Annotated in this window: 21 protein-coding genes and 1 other RNA gene; 8 read left to right on the forward strand and 14 right to left on the reverse strand. The window is 42.8% G+C overall.

What is annotated here, in order from left to right; genetic code table 11:
• Positions 1 to 29 precede the first annotated feature (29 nt).
• Positions 30 to 884 (reverse strand): MaoC family dehydratase, encoded by an 855-nt coding sequence (locus tag IEV39_RS07325; RefSeq protein WP_005285028.1) that lies wholly within the window; start codon positions 882 to 884, stop codon positions 30 to 32.
• Between the two features lie 65 nt (positions 885 to 949).
• Entirely contained in the window at positions 950 to 2,341 is a 1,392-nt protein-coding gene (locus IEV39_RS07330) for a 3-oxoacyl-ACP reductase (RefSeq protein WP_005285025.1), read from the reverse strand.
• Positions 2,342 to 2,564: 223 nt separating this feature from the next.
• On the opposite strand from IEV39_RS07330, the gene IEV39_RS07335 reads away from it, so the two are divergent.
• On the forward strand, positions 2,565 to 4,100 hold the full coding sequence (locus tag IEV39_RS07335; RefSeq protein ID WP_005285023.1) for an acetyl-CoA C-acetyltransferase: 1,536 nt from the start codon (positions 2,565 to 2,567) through the stop codon (positions 4,098 to 4,100).
• Positions 4,101 to 4,184: 84 nt separating this feature from the next.
• On the opposite strand, the gene IEV39_RS07340 is transcribed toward IEV39_RS07335, so the two are convergent.
• The 6 genes from IEV39_RS07340 to IEV39_RS07360 form a co-directional block, all read right to left on the reverse strand.
• Positions 4,185 to 6,398 carry a tetratricopeptide repeat protein gene (locus IEV39_RS07340; RefSeq protein WP_227554505.1) on the reverse strand — a complete coding sequence of 738 codons (2,214 nt, stop codon included), beginning with the start codon at positions 6,396 to 6,398 and terminating at the stop codon, positions 4,185 to 4,187.
• Between the two features lie 2 nt (positions 6,399 to 6,400).
• The gene (locus tag IEV39_RS18495; protein ID WP_005285016.1) at positions 6,401 to 6,688 is read right to left on the reverse strand and encodes a hypothetical protein; all 288 of its coding nucleotides are present in this window, start codon (positions 6,686 to 6,688) and stop codon (positions 6,401 to 6,403) included.
• 123 nt (positions 6,689 to 6,811) lie between these two features.
• Positions 6,812 to 7,165 carry a hypothetical protein gene (locus IEV39_RS07345; protein WP_005285013.1) on the reverse strand — a complete coding sequence of 118 codons (354 nt, stop codon included), beginning with the start codon at positions 7,163 to 7,165 and terminating at the stop codon, positions 6,812 to 6,814.
• A 116-nt stretch (positions 7,166 to 7,281) separates the two neighbouring features.
• On the reverse strand, positions 7,282 to 8,070 hold the full coding sequence (locus IEV39_RS07350; RefSeq protein ID WP_005285010.1) for a glutathione S-transferase N-terminal domain-containing protein: 789 nt from the start codon (positions 8,068 to 8,070) through the stop codon (positions 7,282 to 7,284).
• A gap of 12 nt (positions 8,071 to 8,082) precedes the next feature.
• Positions 8,083 to 8,595, reverse strand: coding sequence for a ribonuclease E activity regulator RraA (gene rraA, locus IEV39_RS07355; RefSeq protein ID WP_005285006.1), 513 nt, complete (start codon positions 8,593 to 8,595; stop codon positions 8,083 to 8,085).
• Positions 8,596 to 8,607: 12 nt separating this feature from the next.
• Positions 8,608 to 9,273: an NAD-dependent epimerase/dehydratase family protein gene (locus tag IEV39_RS07360; protein ID WP_005285004.1), complete on the reverse strand. Its 666-nt coding sequence runs from the start codon at positions 9,271 to 9,273 to the stop codon at positions 8,608 to 8,610.
• A gap of 213 nt (positions 9,274 to 9,486) precedes the next feature.
• On the opposite strand from IEV39_RS07360, the gene rpsT reads away from it, so the two are divergent.
• Positions 9,487 to 9,753 (forward strand): 30S ribosomal protein S20, encoded by a 267-nt coding sequence (gene rpsT / locus IEV39_RS07365; protein WP_004771687.1) that lies wholly within the window; start codon positions 9,487 to 9,489, stop codon positions 9,751 to 9,753.
• Positions 9,754 to 9,800: 47 nt separating this feature from the next.
• Here the strand turns inward: rpsT and IEV39_RS07370 are convergent, their stop codons facing one another.
• Complete coding sequence (locus IEV39_RS07370; protein WP_005285001.1) at positions 9,801 to 11,069, reverse strand: hypothetical protein; 1,269 nt, start codon at positions 11,067 to 11,069, stop codon at positions 9,801 to 9,803.
• A gap of 182 nt (positions 11,070 to 11,251) precedes the next feature.
• On the reverse strand, positions 11,252 to 14,050 hold the full coding sequence (locus IEV39_RS07375) for a M66 family metalloprotease (protein ID WP_005284998.1): 2,799 nt from the start codon (positions 14,048 to 14,050) through the stop codon (positions 11,252 to 11,254).
• A 307-nt stretch (positions 14,051 to 14,357) separates the two neighbouring features.
• On the opposite strand from IEV39_RS07375, the gene IEV39_RS07380 reads away from it, so the two are divergent.
• Positions 14,358 to 14,774, forward strand: a complete 417-nt coding sequence (locus tag IEV39_RS07380; protein WP_005284996.1) for a hypothetical protein — start codon at positions 14,358 to 14,360, stop codon at positions 14,772 to 14,774.
• Between the two features lie 138 nt (positions 14,775 to 14,912).
• Here IEV39_RS07380 and IEV39_RS07385 read toward each other — a convergent pair whose 3' ends face one another.
• On the reverse strand, positions 14,913 to 15,644 hold the full coding sequence (locus tag IEV39_RS07385) for a histidine phosphatase family protein (protein ID WP_005284993.1): 732 nt from the start codon (positions 15,642 to 15,644) through the stop codon (positions 14,913 to 14,915).
• A gap of 51 nt (positions 15,645 to 15,695) precedes the next feature.
• Positions 15,696 to 16,553, reverse strand: a complete 858-nt coding sequence (locus IEV39_RS07390; protein WP_005284990.1) for a 3'(2'),5'-bisphosphate nucleotidase CysQ family protein — start codon at positions 16,551 to 16,553, stop codon at positions 15,696 to 15,698.
• Positions 16,554 to 16,564: 11 nt separating this feature from the next.
• On the opposite strand from IEV39_RS07390, the gene IEV39_RS07395 reads away from it, so the two are divergent.
• From IEV39_RS07395 to IEV39_RS07410, 4 genes are all read left to right on the forward strand, one after another.
• Positions 16,565 to 17,269, forward strand: coding sequence for an HAD-IA family hydrolase (locus IEV39_RS07395; protein ID WP_005284986.1), 705 nt, complete (start codon positions 16,565 to 16,567; stop codon positions 17,267 to 17,269).
• Positions 17,253 to 17,681, forward strand: coding sequence for an RNA-binding S4 domain-containing protein (locus IEV39_RS07400; RefSeq protein ID WP_005229771.1), 429 nt, complete (start codon positions 17,253 to 17,255; stop codon positions 17,679 to 17,681). Before IEV39_RS07395 ends, IEV39_RS07400 begins: the two co-directional genes overlap by 17 nt.
• 159 nt (positions 17,682 to 17,840) lie before the next feature.
• Positions 17,841 to 18,887, forward strand: coding sequence for a recombinase RecA (gene recA, locus IEV39_RS07405; protein WP_005229770.1), 1,047 nt, complete (start codon positions 17,841 to 17,843; stop codon positions 18,885 to 18,887).
• Positions 18,888 to 18,933: 46 nt separating this feature from the next.
• Positions 18,934 to 19,416, forward strand: coding sequence for a regulatory protein RecX (locus tag IEV39_RS07410; RefSeq protein WP_005284981.1), 483 nt, complete (start codon positions 18,934 to 18,936; stop codon positions 19,414 to 19,416).
• Positions 19,417 to 19,426: 10 nt separating this feature from the next.
• Here the strand turns inward: IEV39_RS07410 and ffs are convergent.
• Positions 19,427 to 19,523, reverse strand: an RNA gene (gene ffs, locus IEV39_RS07415) — signal recognition particle sRNA small type.
• A 324-nt stretch (positions 19,524 to 19,847) separates the two neighbouring features.
• Here ffs and IEV39_RS07420 point away from each other — a divergent pair.
• Positions 19,848 to 20,702: a YbgF trimerization domain-containing protein gene (locus IEV39_RS07420; RefSeq protein ID WP_005284978.1), complete on the forward strand. Its 855-nt coding sequence runs from the start codon at positions 19,848 to 19,850 to the stop codon at positions 20,700 to 20,702.
• A 65-nt stretch (positions 20,703 to 20,767) separates the two neighbouring features.
• Here IEV39_RS07420 and IEV39_RS07425 read toward each other — a convergent pair whose 3' ends face one another.
• Positions 20,768 to 22,639 carry a SurA N-terminal domain-containing protein gene (locus IEV39_RS07425; protein ID WP_005284976.1) on the reverse strand — a complete coding sequence of 624 codons (1,872 nt, stop codon included), beginning with the start codon at positions 22,637 to 22,639 and terminating at the stop codon, positions 20,768 to 20,770.
• Positions 22,640 to 22,740: the final 101 nt, after the last annotated feature.

Raw genomic sequence — 22,740 nt, forward strand, 5'->3', positions numbered from 1 at the left:
AACAGGGAGCATTACAATTTAAGAATGGATTAAAGTGCCTTCACTGTACCTGCCACATGTGGCTTTTTAGATTTCAGATTACGGATCAGGAAATCTGTTTGCTTTGCTTCAGCTGCGGTAAGGAACTCAACCGTTGAAGGTAAATACATTGGTAGTTTGAACCAGACATCTGCCTCATAAGCCGCTGGAAGCTCAATGCTCGCCAAAGCTTTGGCCTTGCTCCACATACCATGTGCAATCGCCTGTTTAAAGCCAAACGCTTTTGCAGTCACCGCATGGATATGAATCAGGTTAAAATCCCCTGAAATCACCGCATAACGGCGCCCGGTATTTTCTGAAATATTCCATTCTGCTTGTGGTTGATAAGCGGGTTCTTGCGTATCTTTAGGCTTATCACCTGCTTTTTTCTCAGTTTTTTGACGTGATAAATAGGTGGTTAAACTTTCCATCACCACTTCACCGGCAACTTTGGCAGTGGTAATGAAATCAAATTGCAAACCTTTGTCGTGCGGTTTTAATTCACCAAACTTGCACGACAACGTGATTTGCTCATTCACGCCAATATTACGTATTTGCTTGATCTGGTTACGAATATGCACCAAACCCAAGATTGGGAATGGAAATGCTTCGCTGGTCATCATGTGCATTTGCAGACTTTGTGACAAAACTGCCAAATAAATTGCAGGTACGACACCATCATTTTTAAAACCACAAATCTCGTTATAGCTTTCTAAATGTTTGCTATCAATTTTAAGTGCATCTACCACATACTCAACTTGTGGCAGAACTTTTTCACCTTTTGGCTTTTTGAAAATGAGACCTTGAATGACTTTTGGATAAGCTAAATAAGGTTTTGGCAACTGACTAAAATGACGTGTATTCATAATAAACCTTTCAATATTTTTATAAAAAAGGGATGCACAAGCACCCCTCTTCAAAACCCTAATGCTTAAGCACCTAACAAGCTTTGACCACAGACGCGTACCACGTTACCAGTCACACCTGTTGAACCAGTAGATGCATACCACGCAATTGCTTCAGCTACATCTACAGGTAAACCACCTTGGTTCATTGAGTTCATACGGCGACCAGCTTCACGAATCGCGAATGGAATCGCAGCAGTCATTTGCGTTTCAATGAAACCTGGTGCAACTGCATTGATGGTAATACCATTTTTCAATGTCGGCGCAGTAAATTTAACCAGACCGATCACCCCTGCTTTAGATACTGCATAGTTGGTTTGACCGAGGTTACCCGCGATACCACTGATTGATGATACACAAACGATACGGCCATTGGCATTTAAACCGTCATGAGATAGTAAGTAATCGTTAACACGCTCAATGGCAGACAAGTTAATGTTAATGACAAGATCCCAAAGCTCAGGCTTCATATTTGCCAAAGTTTTGTCACGGGTAATCCCTGCATTGTGAACGATCACGTCTACACCGCCTTGTTTTGCAGCAGCAGTCTTGATTTTTTCACCCGCATCCGCAGCTGTAATGTCGATTGCTAGTACTGAACCGCCAATTGAACCTGCCACACGCTCAAGATCAGCTTGTTGTTGCGGAACGTCTAAACAAATGACATGCGCACCATCACGCGCCAATACATGTGCAATCGCTTCACCGATACCACGGCTTGCACCAGTAACCAATGCAGTTTTACCTGCAAGTGGCTTCGCCCAGTCTAAATCAGCCACATCAGCTTTAGATACACGGATCACTTGACCTGATACATAAGCAGAACGTGGTGAAATCAAGAAACGTAAAGTTGATTCAAGGTTCGCTTCTGCACCTTGGTCGACATAAACCACTTGAGCAGTAATGCCTTTTTTGAACTCTTTACCAACAGATTTGATGAAACCTTCAAGCGCACGTTGTGCAATCGCCTGTTTGACTGTTTTTGCAGTTTCAGGTGTGGTACCGATCACAATCACACGACCTGAACTTGAGATTTGACGAGCGATTGGATTGAAAAAGTTATACAACTCTTTTAACTGCTCAGAATCCTGAATGCCAGAGGCATCAAATACAACCGCTTTGAATTTAGATTCTTTATCATCGGCATTTAATGGACGCAGATTTAAACCGACTTTTGCAGCAGTCTGCTGTAACTCAACATTATTACCGACATAACTATCTGCATGAATATTGCTAAGAACTTGAGCAATCGCAGCAGAAACCGTACTTGATGGTGCTGCGCCAAGCAATACTGCCCCATTCACAACAGGTTGGGCACTTTCAAAACGATCTAGCGTCACTGGTGATGGCAGACCTAAATTTTTTACAACAAATTTACCTAAAGGTGATTGTGTAAATGCTTGGTATTGATCAGTCATGGTTATTATCTCTCATACAAATGAATTTGTTACAAACACATGAATCATGTTGGGATATGGCATGAAATCAATGTCTGATTGACTCATCACAAATCATACTTGAGTTCATGTCTGGATGTCTTGACCTGAATGTGGTCGCAAGCGTCATTCTAGTCAATACAGCTGTATGGGAAATATGGTATGTTTGTAGCAAGAATATCGCAATTATGCTTGGAAAAGCCTTATGAGCAAAACAACTCAAGAAAATCCAGCAGTCGACAATTCTGCTCAGGAGACTGTGTCAAATACATCAACAGCAGCTTCTACGAAACGTAAAACTGCGAGCACAACTCCAAAAGCAGCAACCACGACACCAAAAACAACGCGTGCCCGTTCTACAACACGTAGTGCAGGCGCGGCAAAAAGCGCTGCTTCTTCTACCACGACGAAAGCAGCGACTGCTAAAACAACCAAACCTTCTGTTCAACAGGATAAAACCATGAGCCAAAACACTGTGCGCCGTGTTGCCATTATCGGCGGTAACCGTATTCCTTTCGCTCGCTCTAACGGCGCTTATTTCACAGCTTCTAACATCGACATGTTTACAGCTGCGTTAAACGGTTTGGTTGAGCGCTTCAATCTGCAAGGTCAACGCCTGGGTGAAGTGGTTGCGGGCGCAGTATTAAAGCACAGCCGTGATTTTAACATGACGCGTGAATGTGTATTAAATACGCAACTTGCACCAGAAACCCCTGCTTATGACATTCAACAAGCATGTGGTACAGGTTTACAGGCCGCTTTCCTGGTCGCAAACAAAATTGCTTTAGGTCAAATCGAAGTGGGTATCGCAGGTGGTGTTGATACCACTTCTGACGCGCCAATCGCTTTCGGTGATGGCTTACGTAAAGCCCTGCTTGAGCTTAACATTGCCAAAACAGGTAAAGACCGTTTAAAAGCTTTAGCAAAAATCAATGTAAAAGACCTGATGGATGCACCTAAAAATGGTGAACCACGTACCGGTTTATCAATGGGTGACCACCAAGCAATCACTGCGCTTGAGTGGGGTATTCCACGTGAAGAACAAGATGCTCTCGCTGCTTCTTCTCACCAAAAAATGGCAAAAGCATATGAAGAAGGTTTCTTCGATGACTTAATCACGCCATTCCTGGGTTTAAGCCGTGACAATAACTTACGTGCTGACTCAACTGCTGAAAAACTGGCAAAATTAAAACCAGTGTTTGGTAAAGGCGAAGCTGCAACCATGACAGCAGGTAACTCTACACCATTAACTGATGGTGCGTCATGTGTACTTTTAGCGTCTGAAGAATGGGCGAAAGCCAATGGTCACGAAGTACTTGCTTACCTGACTTTCTCTGAAACTGCTGCGGTTGATTTCGTGGGCAAGAAAGAAGGCTTATTAATGGCCCCTGCTTATGCAGTTCCGCGTATGCTTGAGCGTGCTGGCCTTAAACTTCAAGATTTCGACTACTATGAAATCCACGAAGCATTTGCATCACAAGTGCTTTCTACCCTGAAAGCTTGGGAAGATGAAAAGTTCTGTAAAGAGCGTTTAGGTCTAGATGCACCTTTAGGTTCAATTGATCGTAGCAAACTCAACGTTAAAGGTTCTTCTTTAGCTGCGGGTCACCCATTCGCCGCTACAGGTGGTCGTATCATCGCGACTGCTGCGAAAATCTTAAACCAAAAAGGTTCAGGTCGTATCCTTGTTTCGATCTGTGCTGCGGGTGGTCAAGGTGTAACCGCGATTATTGAAAAATAATTGCTCACCGACCGAAGCAAAAAAAGCTGAATCACTTGATTCAGCTTTTTTATTGCTCAGTGCTTTACTAGGCTTATACCCTGCTTAATCAGATGCAGATTCATCAAGTTGTATATCATTGCTTTCGATATATTCCTGCCAATGCTGATATTTTTCAGGATTTTTAAACTGTTCCGATTCAGCATAATAATGCAGTAACTGCTTCAATGCATAAGGATAATCAGCATACTGCAATGCCTTCTCAAAATATTGGATGGCCTTTTTAATATTCTGTTTAAACTGATGCCCTGCTTCATACATCAGTGCATAATAGATCGCCGTATATGCCTCGCCTTTATCACGCTTGATCAGCTTGGCAACTTGAGCATACGCCACCTGTTGATAGTAGATATCAGCAAGCTGTTCCCCACTGAAATAAAACTGCTGCTCGGCACGTTGATAATATGTTGCGGCAAGTGCCAGATCCTGTTCAACATCAATCCCGTCATAATAAAACCCTGCCAGATTTTTGCAGGCTTGCCCGTTACCCAATTGTGCACTCTTGTTAAAACATTCAATCGCCAGCTGGACATCCTGTTCAATCCCGTGTCCGTTAAGATACATACACCCCAGATTGTTCCAGCCCCACGAATTGTCCAGTTGCACTGCTTGCCAGTAATAGTCCAGCGCGCGCGCATAATCTTGCTGCACACCTTCACCGTTATTATAAATCAGGCCCAAGGCCACCATACTCTCGCTATCCCCCTGATCCGCAGCAGCCTGATAATATTGTATGGCTTGCGCAATATCATGATGTTCTTCAAAAGATTGCGCCATTTTTAACAAGGTGTTGGCCTTCAGCTGGCCAAAATAGCTATCGCCTTGGGCGGCTTTCCAGCGTGAATAGAACTGTTCGAAAAATCTTAAATCCTTGCCTTGGAAATTAAAGCGCCGCAGATAAAATTGGGCAATCTGATCAGGGGCAGCTTGTACCAGTTGACGCTGCGGGTTGATAAAAAATACATTCAGCGCTTTGAATAAAGTTAATAGTCCTTGTTCCGGGTCATAACGCTCAATTGCCGGCGCAATATAATCAAAACTTGTTGTTGCCAGCATGTTTTGTTTTGCATCGTAGTAATAGCTTCCCGCTGTCGTGATGCACTGGAACACGCCGTGACTGACGTGCTGGATACGCTCAAACTGATTGGCAAGCGGGATCAGCCATTGCTGTTGCTTGGCATCGAACAGACCATATTGCCCTGCATGTTCAAAAGGATAAATATCCTCGAGTTCATGCAGATATTCTCCCTCAATCAGCTTATCCATACCTTGCGCTAATAAAAAGCAATGGGTTTCGGTGTGATAGACATACCATTGCTTGTCTTTGCGATAAGCAAAACTAAGATAACCATAGCCCGACCATTCCTTTAGCTGATCAATATCATCAATCAGTAACTCGCCATTTGGTTTTAGTACACAAATCTTGCGCTGGAACTTATTCGGCTTGACCCATAAATAGCCATTACTGAGCGGTTGCAGTACATCTTCAATATATTCTCCCAGATAGCTGCCGTTACTCAGGAAATAACGTCTTTTTGCCGAGCCTTTTTGAGCACAGTAATACAGCTTAACCTGTTCATTTAAATAATCCAGATCGAAAGGATGGTCCGATGATTCAGCGACAATAGCCTGATGCTGGAGATTAACCAGGCGATACTGACCTGCTTTAAATACATTAAAAACATCCGAGTAACGTAGCTGCTCTACTGCTTCGTAGCAGGCGGGAATCATCCATTGACCATCTTCCACACAGATTAGGCCTTCTAATTCCGGCTTTTCCTGTGGATGCACCACTGCATAATTTTTACCATCCAGCGGAAAACTGTCATAGGCATCTGCAAACTGTGCTTCGAGCAGAATCTTCCCATAATGATTGAGATAACCATATTGTGCATTGCGCTCAAATACGGCGATTCCCTCATCATTAAATGCCCAGATCTCGCTCATCTGCGGCGCAAGAACAACTTCTCCCTGACGGTTTCTGAGTCCCCATAAGCCATTTTCCTCAAAGCTTTCCGATGCATCGCGATAAAGTGATTCTTCCCAATAGCCCAGTCCCCATTGCACCCAGTCTGTCTGTAAGATATCCAGAAAGTTTTCATAGCCCGTTCTGGCCAATACCGCATCCAGAACAGTTAGATCCCGCTGCTCCAGAGCCTGATCATACAAGGCTTTTTTCTCCAGGATGTCTTCAAGCCATTGCTGTGCCTGCTGATGATGACTGTCCTCATTCATATTAAAGACATCAGTGGCATCCATTTCTAGCTGTTCATAAGGCAATGTAACAGCTCGAACATGGTCTGCTGGGCCTCGACACAGCCCGTCTGTTCACTGAATTGATACTGTTCACTTAATAAATCGTAAAAACGTTGTAAGTACTCAACACCACCTTGGCGGTCAAAGTACAGCAAGTGCCCCTTACGGGAAGGCTGTGCAAAAAACAGCGGAAGTAATAATTGTGGAATTTCATATTTCCACTCACCTAAATAGCCCAAATCGCTATGCTGTTTATCTTTATTAACATTATATAAATAAATACGATGTGCCATGCATTTGTCTCTAGTTATTATCTTTATGAAAGTTCATACCCGAATATAGGCTAAGACTACGCTTTTGTAGCCACATCTTATATGTGTTGGTTACTTAATAGATGGCGTTGCACTTATACTGCTCTATCTCGCCCGTTTAAACTTCACATAATAATCATTTAAAACTTTAATTGCTTGCTTGAGTTGTTTGAGATTTTCTTGATTATTTCCCAACCGCTCAACAAAACGTTGCGAGTGTAATTCCAGATCAATTTTTTCATTAATTTGCGGTGCAATCCGGAACAGCTTTTCTAAATCATCAAATCGTTCTAATTTTCGGTTCGAGAAATATGCCAGACGAAAACCCAAATCATTCAGTACCACACCATTTAAAATTGGCCCCTGCTCAGCATCAAAAGACAAAGCGTGTTCTTTTAGAAATAGTTGCTCGGGTGTTTGTTTAGAACTTTTAAATAAGTTGCTCAGTTGGCTTAACATTTCAAGATCACATCATTATTTTTTCAACTGTATTAAACCGCTAAACCCATAATTGAAGCAACCGCCATCGCAGTTGATATAAAAAAAGCACCTGTTAAAAGATGCTTTCTGAACAATTATGCGCCGTACTGCTTCTTTAAATATTCCATAATTTTGGCAGATTCAAATATTTTCACACCTGTATTCGGATCAAGCAGATAAGGCACCTGAATATCGCGTCCCATGACCTCAACCACCTTTTCACGTTTGCCATTCGGCAACGGAATATACTTACCGGGCTTTAGACGCAACACGGCTGGCCCCATATCCTGCCAACGTTCTTTCGGTACATTATGCAAAATATAGGGCAGTTCTAACTCGGTCAGGACTTCACGCACCAAACGAGTATATGGGCTCGCCTCAAAGCTCCAGAGTTCCAATAACTGCGCTGGTGCTGGACGATCAACAATCTGCGGATCAATCCAGACGCCACGCGCTGCGTTAGCGACTGTGGCCAATGTAGACACATACGGAAGTTTTGGATAATGGCTATACTTTTTCGGTGTTTTCCCTGTTTTGCCATAGTGCTTAAACAGATGATGAATAATGGCTTGTGACTCATATAACTGGTCACCGGTATTTTCATCAATCAAAAAGGGAAACTGTTTTTTCCCACCTTTGGCTTTGACGATCTGTCGATATTTTTGCCCACCTTTAGGACATGGATAAATTTCCACATCCAGATTCAGTAAGGTGATCACTTCACGGACACGGCGGCAAAATGGTGAACCTTCAAACTCATACAGTTTTATTGCCTTTGCCGGCTGATTAGGAAATGGTGTTCCCATTGCCCCTCGTCCGCCTTCGATTACACTGGCAATAACCGATTGTAAAACCTTGAGCTGGTGATTCACCCTATTCAGCATCGCACTCTCCTTTTAGCAGTCGACTAATTTTTCTTTTGCAATCACAATGCCATTATTATCTGCGTAGATATAATCGCCCGAGTTGATTGTCACACCACCAAAATACAAGCTGACATCGACTTCGCCTATGCCTTTACGATTACTTTTTTGCGGGATTGCAGCCAACGCATGTACGCCCAAATCCAGTTCTGCAAGTGCATCCACATCACGCACGCAGCCATAGATCACCACCCCGTTCCAGTGATGTTTCACTGCTGACTCGGCAATCATGTCTCCCATCAAGGCACAACGCATTGATGCACCACCATCGACTACCAGTACTTTCCCTGTACCATCGGTTGCCAACAGCTCTTTCACACGTGAGTTATCTTCAAAACACTTTACAGTCACCACTTGACCGCCAAAGGTTTTACGCGCGCCATAGCTTTTAAAGAATTTACCATCTAAAGACGGGATGACCACTTGTAGCTCTTTTTCCGGGTTATCATCTAACAAATCACAGGTTACAAAAGGAATTGTCGTCACTGAAATTCTCCATTATTTGCTTTGTTGTATACTCAGGTTATCGTAGAGTTTGAATGCGGCAGTCTGTGTTTGTGCTGCAACCCGCATAGTATGCGCCAATTGTTCTGCGGTAACAGGTTTAAGTTTAAACGGCCGAGTCCAGGTTTTTTCGACCAGTTTAAATGCTGTCTGTGCCAGATCTTCAAGCAGACGAACCTCACTACGTTTGCCAATTAAAAGTGAGGGCTGGAAAATTGATAGCTTATAAATTGACAGGCTCTTCAGGTAATTTTCCAGTTCACCTTTGACTTTATTATAGAAAATTGGCGAATTTGCGTTCGCTCCCAACGCACTTATCAGCAATAAATGAATATTTTTATCCTGAATCAAATCAGCAAAATGCGCATTAATTTCATAATCAATTGCATAGAAAGCCTCTTTGGAACCCGCCTGTTTAATGGTGCTTCCCAAGCAACTAAAGGCATGGGTATAGGCACTGACATCTTCATCATTCAATAACAGGAAGTCTTCCAGAATCAGCTGAGTGACCTTGCTATAAGCTTTTAATGTTTCTGAACTTTTTCTAACAACTACGGTAATCGTGTCAAAATCTTCTGCTTGCTGCAGTTCATCCACCAGTGCCTGACCGACCAGTCCTGTCGCACCAATTACAATTGCTTTTTTATCACCTGTTCTCATTTTTAATTCTTCCAAGCCATGACTAGGCTTAATGTAACGTTTTATTGGACGATTATCACCTGTTAAATGTACTTAAAAGTATCACAAGACTTGACTTCGGGGCTTAGTTTCCTCAAAATATGGCACTTGTTTACGGGCTGGTGAATGTTGCCAATGTTATTTTGGTTTTAACTTCAGCCCGCCCAGACCAACTTATTTTCAAGGAGTGCACGAGTGGCAAACTCTGCTCAAGCTAAAAAACGTGCTCGTCAAAACGTTAAAGCACGTAAACACAACGCAAGCTTGCGTTCTATGGTTCGTACTTACATCAAACGTACTGTAAATGCGATCGCTGCTGGTGATTATACTGTTGCTACAGAAGCTTACAAAAAAGCTGTTCCTGTAATCGACCGTATGGCTGATAAAGGCATCATCCACAAAAACAAAGCTGCTCGTCATAAGAGCCGCTTGAACGCTCAAGTTAAAGCATTAGCTAACTAATTTGATGCATATAAAAGAGCCCGAATTTTCGGGCTTTTTTATTGTCTTCAGTTTTTCAAATATGGCTGTAAACCTGTTCCCGCCTCTTTTACAAGCAGCATCAGTTTCTGACAGAACTTATAACTTTCCTCCAGCAATCCCAGATCACGCGCACGCGCATTGTGCTGAGTAAAAGACCGTTTATAAAACTGATAGCGCTCATTTAGATAATCATGATCCTGACTCAGCGCAATCATCATTAACTCAAATCGAAAATCCAGATCCACCATAAAGTCTTTAGGTATATCGCCATAGGCCCACGCTTGCAGTGTCTCCAGTTTACCTTGCCCCAGATGTGTAAAGATAAAAGCAATATAAGCATCCAGCTGTTTAAAGAAATCCTGAATATTGGCTTTGCTTTCCCAACGTCCCGTTAATGCAAAACAAGGTTCTGGATTATATTCCCCATTAGCACGCTGATGCACATCCATCGAACGCAGCCGGAAAATCAAGCGTTCAGATAGCTGCTCCTGCAAGTGATGAGGAATAAAACGATCGGTAAAATCCATTGCAAAAGACAGCATGGGGCTGATGGTCAGTTTTCTCAACACCATCTTCAATTGATAAAACACACCCAGCTGTTTCTGGGTCAATAAAAAACATCGGTATCCCGTATCCAGCGCCAGCTCCGGTCGACCAATATTGCCCCAGTTTGAAATAAAATCATGCGCTACATTAAACACATCAAGCTTGAGATGCCGGGTATCTTCCTGCTGTTCAAACCATTGACCAATCAGTTGCTCTGCGGCAGCCATATTATGTGGCATCTCAAAATCACCTGTTTGCAACAGCGATTTTGTATCCTGTACAGGCTGAATTTGTTTTAACTCTAATGGCTCTAATAAATACGGTTGCAGCATATTTGATACGGCATTTTCAGGTGACTGCAATTCACCAATCGCCCACACATTATAATTCGGCTCATAAAACCCGACTCCGGTCTCTTGAACCGTTTCATAAAAAACCCGATACATCGCATCATTTTGAGCCTCATTGGCCAGCACTTCGACTTGCACACTGGCACATAATCCTTGAGCAAACTTACTCTTGAGCCCTTGTACCCATTGTTGAGTAGGCTCGGAGAAATAGGCTTGATATTGCGGATCGCAAATTTTATCTGAAAATAACTCCAACCAGGCCTGTAATGTTTTACCTTGGCTGGAAATGTTGCCATATTGCTGATGCAACTCAAAAGCAACCTGTTGAGAATCATCTTCTGCGGGCACTTTGCCTGTAAAAATCTCAGGCTCCCATAAATAAATTGTGTTTGATAACATCTTTTTATCCAATTATGTGTCGGTTTTCTCTTTTTATTTTCCTATCATGACGAAAAAAGACTGATTTTAAAAGTACCGTTTTTATTATTTTTAACTTTTTAGGATATTTTATTGATGAAAAAATATGAAGCCCCCAAGAGCTTCATTTTTTATTTATAAAATCAAATTAAATACTATAATAATTAAGGTATTACTGATAAAGCCTTAGCGGCGATTGGTAAATTCCTGGCAGATAGTCCTGCAAGAAGCAGACTATGATTCATCACCGGAATACTCCATTTCTGATTGGCCCCATTGGTACAGCGATAACGGATTAAGCGTGCACGATTATTGCTTAGATACCCACCTTCCAGATCAAAACACTGATTTGACTGCTTTATTGCCTGTGCAACAGTATCCATCTCCCACACCTGACTATTTGCAGTACCACATGGCATCAGATTAATCACATTTCCAGCCGTAGTGGTTAGGCATTGATCGATATATTGCTTGTTATGGATTTTGCCCAAGGCATCATAAACCCATTTTTCCGAATCATCCCCAACACAACCCGTTGCTCCACTAATAAAGGCATTGAGCTGTCCATTTGCCAGCTTCTCGGCTTTTAAACAATTTGTTCGGTTTATAAGTTTGCTGCTTGATGCAAAACTCAAATCATCTTGCAGTTCCAGTTTTTCAATAAAGGCCTGAAAGGCATTTACCACATCAGGATTTAAATTGCTTAAATCCGAGCGATAGACATTGATCCAGCGATTTACACGATAAAGCTTAATTTGCTGCTGGGTATAACGCATCATTTCGGTTTGTGCATCTGCGGATAACTGATCCTTAAAGCTTCGATATGAATCAAACAGCAATCTAGCTTCAGGTGAGAGATTCACAACCCGCTTATTCTTATTTTCGAGCAAAGCCTGTTCCAGCTGCGGTAACTCAATTGCTCTTAAAGCTGAATATTCGGCCTCTTTACCAATATCAACTGCTGATGTTAAAGCAGGCGTATTAACAGGAATTGACATACTCGACAATAAAACTGCTGCCTGATTGGCCTTTTTACAATAAAGCTTGACCTGCTGTGGTGCCTCAGTTTGAGCAAGATTAATATGGAACTTATTGGCATTACCATTCATGCGCTGCGGTGCCAAAGCAATATTTTGTGTTGCACTTGCAAACTGTACATTGAGCCAGCAATTTGCAGTTACGGCAGCTGGATTTACTTGCGGTAGATCAAATACATTCCCCCAGTTCCCTTTTGCTGCCGGATAAATCAAACCAACTTGTGTCTCTGGATCGTAACCACCTAAAATCGTATACACAGGCACACCAAACATTCTTGGTTTTAGATAGTTACCATCGGCACGGTTATACCAGACATTACTTGAATTTGGCGTTTTAGGTTGCGCAACCTCCATCATACGGGTGCTGGCATTCCACTTTTTATAACCGGTTGGCGAACTCGCATCCCATACATAACGATCAAAAGCCGGCTGAATTTTTAGGTAGGTGCTATAACCGGTGTAATGGGTATATTTGGAAATACTACTGGCCGTTGCACCGCCCGACATCGCATCCCAACCATAGGCATATTTATTCAGGAAGTTCGGTATGCCATTGGCACCATCGCCTAGATTGGTATTGGTCCAGTTAAGATTGCCACGCATTTTGTTTCTAAAGGCGATATACCCCCAGCCACTGTCCGCATGGTGCGCAGCCCAGAACATATTATTCCCCACTGCGCCAGGATAATGCCCAAGCCCATAATGATGGCCGATTTCATGGCTAAACTCATTGCCCACAGAGTCGATCAAGGTCAACATACCATTACCACCACTTAGGCCATGCGTTGCCTCACCATTGCTATACTTCCCGCGTGCATAATGCGCTACCACACTTTGAGTCAACTGAGGTTGTTCCTGACTGGCCATTGAAGCACTGGTGATACCCCAGTTGGCCAGATTAATGCCGACACCGAAAGTCGACTTGGCGGTATTTTCACGCATATCACCGCTATACACATCACCCGTAGTTGGACTGGCTGTATCATAAATAACACCACTTGCGACCATGACCTTATCGAGTTTTAAATCATCATATTTTGCAACGATCATACGCGCTGCCGGAATGGTCTGGAAGTAATCAGTGCCCGCTTTGGCTGGCTCAAGCAGCATATAATGCCCTGTTGATTTCGGCGGATCGGTTAATAAGCCTAAACGGATATTCTGTAGCACCAACTCGCCTGGTGCGGCCAGATCAATCTTGTCTGCCGTTAAATCACCACTACGATTATTCAGTGGATCAATTACCCGAAGATGCAGACCTGCGCGGATTTCATGCCATTTCAATGCGACTGTCCATGCCCGCGTCGAATAACTGACAGGCGGACGCCCATCGGTATTGGATTGATCCGAAGCTGCAATTCTTGAGGGTTCTTTCAATTTAACCGTTCGTAGCAGTTGATTATCCCGATAAATTTCGACATTTAATGCCTGCAGCTCACCCATTTCTGCCAATGGGGTCACCAGTAACAACGCATCTTTTTCCGCGGTTAAGCGTGGCATCGAATCTTTTTCATTCTGGTTAGGATTGACCACATGGCTTTGTGCAAATTGCAACATTGCCGCAAATCCGCCATTTAAATCATTGCGTAATATTCTTGGCAGTCCGAGTTTATCGTAATCATAAAAGCCCAATACCGCTGCATCGATCACATCCTTGTCAGGTTCAGGATACTTTTCCAGAGCAGGAGGCATCGATGGTGTTTCTGTTGTCGTAGCACCACCTTGATTCGGTGTCTCAGGTGTCCCATCGCCTGGCAACTCACTGCTTCCATCGTCTGGCACCAGGCTGCCACTTCCCGCCGTGGTATTATCATTGTTCGGTGGCTCAGTATGATTTGCTGTACTGCTGTCATCTGAACCACCACCGCAAGCCACCAGCATCATAGATAGCAAACAGGCCGTTAAATGTTTAAGTTGTAATTGCATCACATTTCCCCAAGAAAAACTTGTCAGATTATCGTTAATGATAAATTCTGTTAATTAATTAAAATTAATATAAATCATGTATTTATCATAGTAACAATTTAAATGATCGAATGTGAGGTTAATTTTTAATATTGAAATAGCATGCTTGATTTATTGTAATTTTAGGATAATAAACGCGGGTACAAGATCACAACCAGACCAATCCCCAACTACATTTCTACAACTTAAAGGCTCTACTTTATGAAATTAAAATTAATTTAAATTGAAGTGTATATAAATAATTAAATATCACATGCTGGAGAGCATCATGAATAAAATCTGGAAAGTTATTATTCCCACTGCCTTTGCTTTATGCAGCAGCTTTTCCTTTGCAGCAACATGTAATAGCACCATCGATAACGATACGCTCAGTGATCTTACTATTCCAGCTGGCACCACCTGTACCGTGAATAACGCCTCCATTGAAGGCGATGTAAATATTCAAAAAGATGCCAGCCTGATACTAAACAGCTCATCCGTTCAGGGCAGCATACAAGCCCATCAAGCCAAAGCCGTTCGCTTAATCAATTCAAGCGTGAGTGGTGATGTACGGGCAGCGCAGGCCGCAACCATGATTCACTTAGAAAAATCGGTTATTTCTGGGGATCTGCAGTGCTCTGCATCCACTAAACTACAAACCAATTTAAGCAGTATTGAAGGACAAAAAACCGGTAAATGCCGCTAATTTCCTTTCTTCAATCGCCTTCAGAACAAAGCCCAAAAAAAAATATTTGGGCTTTAGTAAACACTGATATTGTTGGCATATTTAGAGCAATCCCGCCTGCCTCATTTTATACATTACAGTTCCAAATTTTCTGTACCTCTATCTATTTAAAAACTGCTTTATATTCAAAACATTTTTCTCGCCGCGCCAAATCCATTTTAACTGGCTTTCGGCAAAATCATCACCTTCAAACCATACAAACAAACCTTCCATCATCGCTGGCCAATCTGTTTGCGCAATCTGGTTTTTGCCGGAAATGACGGCAATGATAGCCGCAAGAATTGTGTCATGACTTACTGCTAGACTTAGGCTATTTTGCTGGGTGGGATGAGTATGGTACAGCAGTTCCAAGACATCAAATACGCCAGTGATCGGATGTTTCATCCCTGGCAGTGCATTATTCACAAAACTGTTAATAAAGCCTAAAGCGCCCTGCTTACGGAAATAGGGAGCCGCCTGCTTGATGTCTAGTACGAAACTTCCTGGCTCAACCAATAAACGCTGTTCCACAATTTCAATACGATGAGTATTCACTGCCTTACGGGTCTGGTCCGCACCTTCAATCATTAAGGCTGCGGTATCGACACAACGTTGAATTGGACTTGAAATACAATGCTGAATGGCCCGATCGCTATGTTGGCTTAAATACTCTCCCCAAGCATAAGCCAGATCACGCCCGGGTTCTGTCAATTGCAGATCATAACCCGCCAAGCCCTGCCCATCCACCAACTCACGCAAGGAGTGTCGGGTAAACAAGGTGACAGGGGTTGAAGCATCAGGTAATAAATCAATTGCTTCGAACATACTTTTCGGCAATAAATGCAGGGCCATATTCACACACAACTTTGAATTTAATCCACTATAGCATGAGTGGAATCACTCTCAATCCAAAATGCCAGAAAGTGCCAGAGCCTCATAAGCAATTTTTTTGCAATGCTGATCTCGAAATGCGATAAAACCGCCATTTAAAACCGTTTCACGCTGATTATATAAAAAGGGCTTTTGATCCAGTGTCATAAGACCACCACCAATGCTTTCCAGTAAAGCCTGCCCTGAACTGGTATCCCATTCCGAGGTGGGATGAAAGCGAGGATAAATATCGATTTCACCTTCCAGCATCATACAAAACTTATAGGCGCTGCCCGCTTCGCGGCGCTCAATAGCACGATGTTGCAAGATCGGTTGCATAAAGTTTTTATACTTCGGATTTTTGCTGTTATGGCTCAGACCAATTTGCAGAGGTGCGGAACAATCATGTTCTTCAATCTGGTACTGAAACCATTCTTGTCGACTAAAACTATATTTATAAGGCAATTGTGAGGTATAGCCGATATACAGCACCTGCTCACATGGCACGGCAATGATTGCAAATGTAGTCTGGTCCGCCTCAATCAGACTCAGATTAATGGTGAATTCATCACGCTCATGGATAAATTCCTTGGTGCCATCTAAAGGGTCCAGCATCCAGCAGCGTTGCCATGCTGCGCGCGCCGAATAATCACTCTCTTCCGACAATACCGGCAGTTGCGGGGTGATGGTCGCTAAATGCTTCATTAAAAAATGATTCACTTTCAGATCCGCCTGCGTTACCGGAGAATCATCACTCTTTTCCTGAATATTAAACTCGCACCCGGCACAATAACTTTGGTATTCTTCCAGCAATAGTTGACTAGCCTGCGCCATGATCGGAACAAGTTGTGAAATTAACTGATTTTGTGGGGCAAGCGTTTTAATAAACATAGACCAACCTTATGTCATATTCAGATTTACAGCAGCAGCCGATTGCCATGTTCGACATGGATGGCACTTTACTCGATTTAGCATTTGACGACTTTATCTGGAATCACTGTTTGCCCGAGCGACATGCTCAAGTGCATCAATGCAGCCTGGAACAAAGTCAGCAAACACTATTTCAGTTTTACCAACAACATAAGCATACACTATCTTGGTACTCTTCGGCGTTCTGGACGGCTAAAGTCGGAGTCGATGTTCTGCAACTTCAATACCAGCATCGCCAGAAAATTGGCCCACGTGCTGGCTGCCATCAATTGTTACAACAACTCAAAGCCGAAGGTTATCGTTGCTGGTTACTGACCAATGCCGATCGTGCAGGCCTGCAATTGAAGCTTGAAAATGTGGAACTTCGCCCCTATTTTGAAGTAATGATCAGTAGTGAAGAACTTGGGCACGCCAAAGAGGAAACCGCTTTTTGGCAAAAACTACAGCAATTGCATCCCTTTGATCCGGCTCAGGCCGTCTTTATTGACGATACCGTTGCCGTGCTCAAAAGTGCAGAAGATTTCGGTATTCGCCAGCTCTATAGTATTTTACAGCCTTCAAGCAGTAAAACTGCCAGAGTGGCAACCGAATTACCTTATCCTGCCCTTGATCACTTAACTGAACTTTTTGATTATCTTGAACCCAACCTACAGGTAACAGATGCCAAGACAGCATGAACCAGAAAGCATGGACGCCATGCGTATTGATAAATGGCTTTGGGCTGCACGTTTTTTTAAAACACGTTCAATTGCCAAAGCTGCGATAGAAGGTGGTAAAGTCCACCACAATAATGACCGCGTCAAAGTCTCCAGAGACGTGCGTATTGGTATGGAACTGACCATCCAGCAAGGTTTCGAGAAAAAGACCGTGGTAGTCAAAGCTCTTTCAGCGGTCCGTGGTGGCGCGCCGGCCGCACAACTGCTTTATGAAGAAACAGCTGAAAGTATTGCCCGTCGGGAGTTGCATGCATCACAACGAAAAATGCATAATCTAGCCCGACCAGATCATCGACCAAGCAAAAAAGATCGTCGTGATATCAATCGTTTTAAGCAGGAAAATGTACAGTCATGGTCTTATCATGATGAATAAAATTTTCTAATTTTGGGTGCGTCATCTTGTGTCGCATAGACAGAGATCAGATGTAGAATAAACAACGAGAATCTGCCACTATACTCAAGTCCCAACAAGTTGAGATTCAATACATCCACTTGGGTTAGTCGTTAAGAAATAAAGTTTTGAGGTTTTGAGATGGATGATAATAAAAGCAAGGCGTTACAAGCTGCGTTAAGCCAGATTGAAAAACAATTTGGTAAAAATACAGTGATGCGTCTAGGTGATAACACTGTACAGGCAGTTGAAGCTGTTTCTACAGGTTCTTTAACACTGGATATCGCATTAGGGATTGGCGGATTACCTAAAGGCCGTATCATCGAGATTTACGGTCCTGAGTCATCAGGTAAAACGACCATGACGTTGCAAGCCATTGCGCAATGTCAGAAAAATGGCGGTACATGTGCATTTATTGATGCGGAACACGCATTAGATCCAGAATACGCACGTAAGCTTGGTGTCGATATTGATAACCTGCTGGTCTCTCAACCCGATCACGGTGAACAAGCGCTAGAAATCGCAGATATGCTGGTACGCTCAGGGGCAATTGACCTGATCGTTGTCGACTCTGTCGCTGCGTTAACCCCTAAAGCCGAAATTGAAGGCGAAATGGGTGATTCACACATGGGTCTACAAGCACGTTTGATGAGTCAGGCATTACGTAAAATCACAGGTAATGCAAAGCGTTCTAACTGTATGGTGATCTTCATTAACCAGATCCGTATGAAGATTGGTGTGATGTTTGGTAGCCCGGAAACCACCACTGGCGGTAACGCCCTTAAATTCTATGCGTCTGTGCGTTTAGATATCCGTCGTATTGGTGCAGTAAAAGAAGGTGATGAAATTACCGGTAACGAAACTCGCGTTAAAGTTGTCAAAAATAAAATGGCGCCTCCTTTCAAAGAAGCCGTGTTCCAGATTATGTACGGCAAAGGTACCAATCAGCTAGGTGAAGTAGTTGATCTTGCAGTTCAGCAAGATATCGTACAAAAAGCGGGTGCATGGTATTCCTACCAAGGCAACAAAATTGGCCAAGGTAAAAACAATGTGATTCGTCATTTTGAAGAGAATCCAGCCATGGCCCAAGAGATTGAAAAACAGATTCGTGAGCAACTTCTGACTAAAACCAATGTTGAAGCTGCACAAACTGAAGATGAAGAAGAACCAGACTTTTTAGAAAGTTAAGCTAAAACGCCCTTCGGGGCGTTTTTGTTTCATGAGGAAATCGATTTTGTTTAATAGTGAAAAAACAGAAAAACCTAAAACCCTGACCGGAACGCGACTACGCTCTTATGCCTTTGCCCTGCTCACACGTCGCGACTATTCACAGGCAGAACTAATTGCCAAGCTCAATCTATATGCGATCAATCCCGAAGAAGTCGAGAAACTGGTAGAGGAACTCGCGCAGAATAATTATCAAAGTGACCAGCGTGTGGCCGAGCTGACTTTGGCAAGCCAGTTAAGAAAAGGAAAAGGCCTACAACGCATTAAGCAGGCATTAAAAGCCAAACAGCTGGATGCAGAACTGATTACAGAAGAGTTGCAAGAAGTGGATTGGCTCGATCAGGCCTATCAACTGAAACTAAAGAAATTTGGCGAAGAAGTCGCAACTGATCCGAAAATCAAGGCAAGACAAATCCGGTTTTTACAATACCGTGGCTTTGATATGGGTGTGATTATGAAAGCGATTGCTCGAACGAGCGAAGAAGAGTAACTGGTGGCAGCCCTACCAGCATGACTTCGGCACATCATAGTTCTACTACCGTTGCTACCTTCCGGTCCTGGCGGGGTTCGTAGAGTACAATTGCGAAGCTACCAGCAGGGCTACCATTGCCTGACAAAGTATAGAGATTTTTGCCTGAGTTGCAAGACTTGTCTCTGTTTTTCAGTGAGTTTTTAGCTCAACTGCCTAATTCATCATCAACCCGTCTGTATTTTTGATCATTTCACTTTAAATATGTGCAAACATTCGACAACAACCGATTAATTTTCTTCAAAAGTGCTTGAAGATTGTAAATGCTTATTGCATTTAAATGAGTTGCTGTTTTAATGGCTAAATCAAAAATCTATATCTGGTGTGTTGCAAGTAAACAGTGAAGACTTGTTCGACCACAGCTTTATATTTCAACTTATGGATGAATTTTTATGCTAAAAAAGCATTCCGTACTTTTTATTGCCCTGCTCAGTAGTGCACATTTATATGCCAACGTCCCTATTGAATCGCGTGCTTTAAGCCAGCAACAAGCCAGTAATGTGGTTGCCGGTACGCCGAGCCTGAACTGGGAAATCATGCAGAAGAACCAAAAGCTTGAAGAAGAGATCCGCAAGTTACGTGGTCAGCTTGAAGAACATGACAATGCCATCGAGCAATTAAAAAAAGAGTTAACTAACCGTTATACCGATCTGGATCAGCGCCTGGAACTGCTGTCACAAAAAATTGATCCGCCTGAGGACAACCCTGAGGCACAAGATCCATCGGCTGCAACTGCCTCAACCAATGCAGACACCAGTGCGCCTGCGATCGTACCTGCAGCACCGGTACCGCAACAGACGACTCCGGCCACCACGCAAGCTCCGGCTGCACAACCGCAGACCAATACAGCAACAACAGAGAGTGCCAGCAGCCAGATTGAATTAGAAAAAGCGGCCTATACCGTAGCCCTGGATGCCTATAAACAAGGTGGCGCAAAAAAGGCGATTCAGCCGATGCAAAACTTTATTAAAAACCATCCCAACGGGATCTATGTCGGGAATGCCTATTTTTGGCTAGCTGAATTTTATCTGGCTGTTGAGCCTGTGGATTATAAAGCGGCAAAACAAAACTATAATATTGTTGCGACACGCTATCCAAACTCAGCTAAAGCATCTCGTGCAGTGTATCAACTCTATAGTATCGCCAAAGAAGTTGATAAAAATACAGCTTTAGCCAATCAATATAAAAGCAAGCTGATCAGCCAATATCCTCAATCAGAGGAAGCAAAATTTATCCAGAAAAAATAAGCTTTTTGCTTTAACAAAAAAGCCAGTGGATATCCACTGGCTTTTTTATGACCTAGATCAAATCATTATTTGATCTTGGCTTTTGATTTTAAATATTCAGTGTAATCTTCTAGGATTTGTTGTCCACGGAACTGCTGGTACAGTTTATTCAACTCTTGTACCTGTTCTGCTGGCAAAGTACTGGCCACACTACTGTTGACATTTGAAACTGCCACGATCACCAATTCATTTGGTAATTTCGCAGTCGTAGCAGACCATAAGCCTTCTTTCGCTGGCGCCGGAATACTGAACGCAGCACGCTCAATCGGACGTTTTAAACCTTGAGAACGCGCAAAAGTACCCGCATTTTCAAAGTTCACCTGAGACTTGGCAACCACTTGTGCCGCTGGCTGGGTTTTAAAATCATTCAGGATGCTGGCAATTTTTGCTTGAGCTGCTTTATAGGCTTTCGCTTCGATCACTTTTGCTTTGACTTCAGCAGTCGCCTGCTCTAAAGGTTTAACACCGGCAGCATGATAGTTACGGACTTTGATCCAGATGGTATCACCATTGGCCAGTTGAATATTTGAAGACGCGTTACGGTCACCATTCTTCACATCATCATTGAATAATTTTGCTTTAACGCCTAGATCACTCAAATAAGGATTCTGAGTGGCTAAAGTCACGCCATTTGCAGATTCAATACGCGCACCCTTCACTTCTTCAGCCACAGCCTCTAGAGAGTCATTACCGACCACCATTTCATTCAAGCTGTTCACGCTATCACTGAACTGATTCGCTAGTTTAGTTTTCTCGACTTCAGCCGTTAAACGAGCTTTTTCAGCTTCAAATGATGGCAATTTCAACATTGGCGTTTCAGCTTCAATGATGTGATAACCATATTGAGTTTTAACAGGTTTTGAAATTCCACCGCTTTTTAATGCATTCACTGCATTATCAAAATCAGCCGAGAATGCCCCTGGTGCATAAGCCTCAACCAAACCACCTTGCGTCTTGGACGTTGGATCATCCGAGAACTGTGCAGCAGCATCTGCAAAGCTCATACCCGACTGAATTTTTGCATAAACGTCATTGGCAAGCTTCTGCGCTGCCGCATCGTCACGCGCATCCGTGGTAATCAGAATATGTTTAACCTGAGGTTTAACCGCTTTTTTCTTCTCATCGATAAAAGCGTTATAGGCTTGTTGTAAATCAGCTTCAGTCACCGCAAGATTTGCCTTAGGCAACAATGCCGGGGTTAATACCACATAATCGACATCAACACTGGCCACTTGCTTAAATTCATTCTTATGCTTGTTGTAGTAATCAGCGATCTCCTGATTTGAAGCCGTTACGCCTTTTTTATAGTCATCCAGCTTAATACTCGCCAAATGCAAAGTACGCTGTTCAGTCTGTAAATTCGCTAATTGCTGTACATCGGATTTACTGACCAAAGCATAATCCATCAACGAGGTTGAAATCATTTTTAGCGCATGATCCTGGCGTAAGCTGCTGATCAAGGCCTGATTGGTCATCCCTACAGAACGTAAGTAGTTTTCATATAAAGTTTGAGAAAATTTGCCATTTTCCTGAAAACTCGGTTGTTGTGCCAACATTTGCTCAAGTTGCACATCACTAAGTGTCATTCCCAGCTTTTCAGCTTGCTGTTGTAACAATGAACGGGCCACCAAGGCGTCGAGTGCTTTCTCTTGAATCACAGGCAAGTTCAAAAGTGATTCATCACCTTTCACCAATGATAAATACTGGTCTTTATAGTTTTTGGTTGCACTTTCTAATTCTTTATTAGAAATATCTTGACCGTTTACTGATTTTGCAACGTCTGCTTTATTGCTACCACTAAAATACCCTTCTATACCGACAAGTGCTAAAGGAGTCAAAAACAAAACTAACAGGACTTTGCCAAGCCAACCCTTAATGAGAGTACGAAACGATTCCATAAGAATTCCAATATTTTATTTCGGGGCAATTTTAACTGAAAAACAAAAGTGAATGAATGCAGAATAAGGATCAAATTAACTTTTTCATTCAATAAATAAAA

This window comes from Acinetobacter courvalinii (genome assembly GCF_014635545.1).
Classification (GTDB): domain Bacteria; phylum Pseudomonadota; class Gammaproteobacteria; order Pseudomonadales; family Moraxellaceae; genus Acinetobacter; species Acinetobacter courvalinii.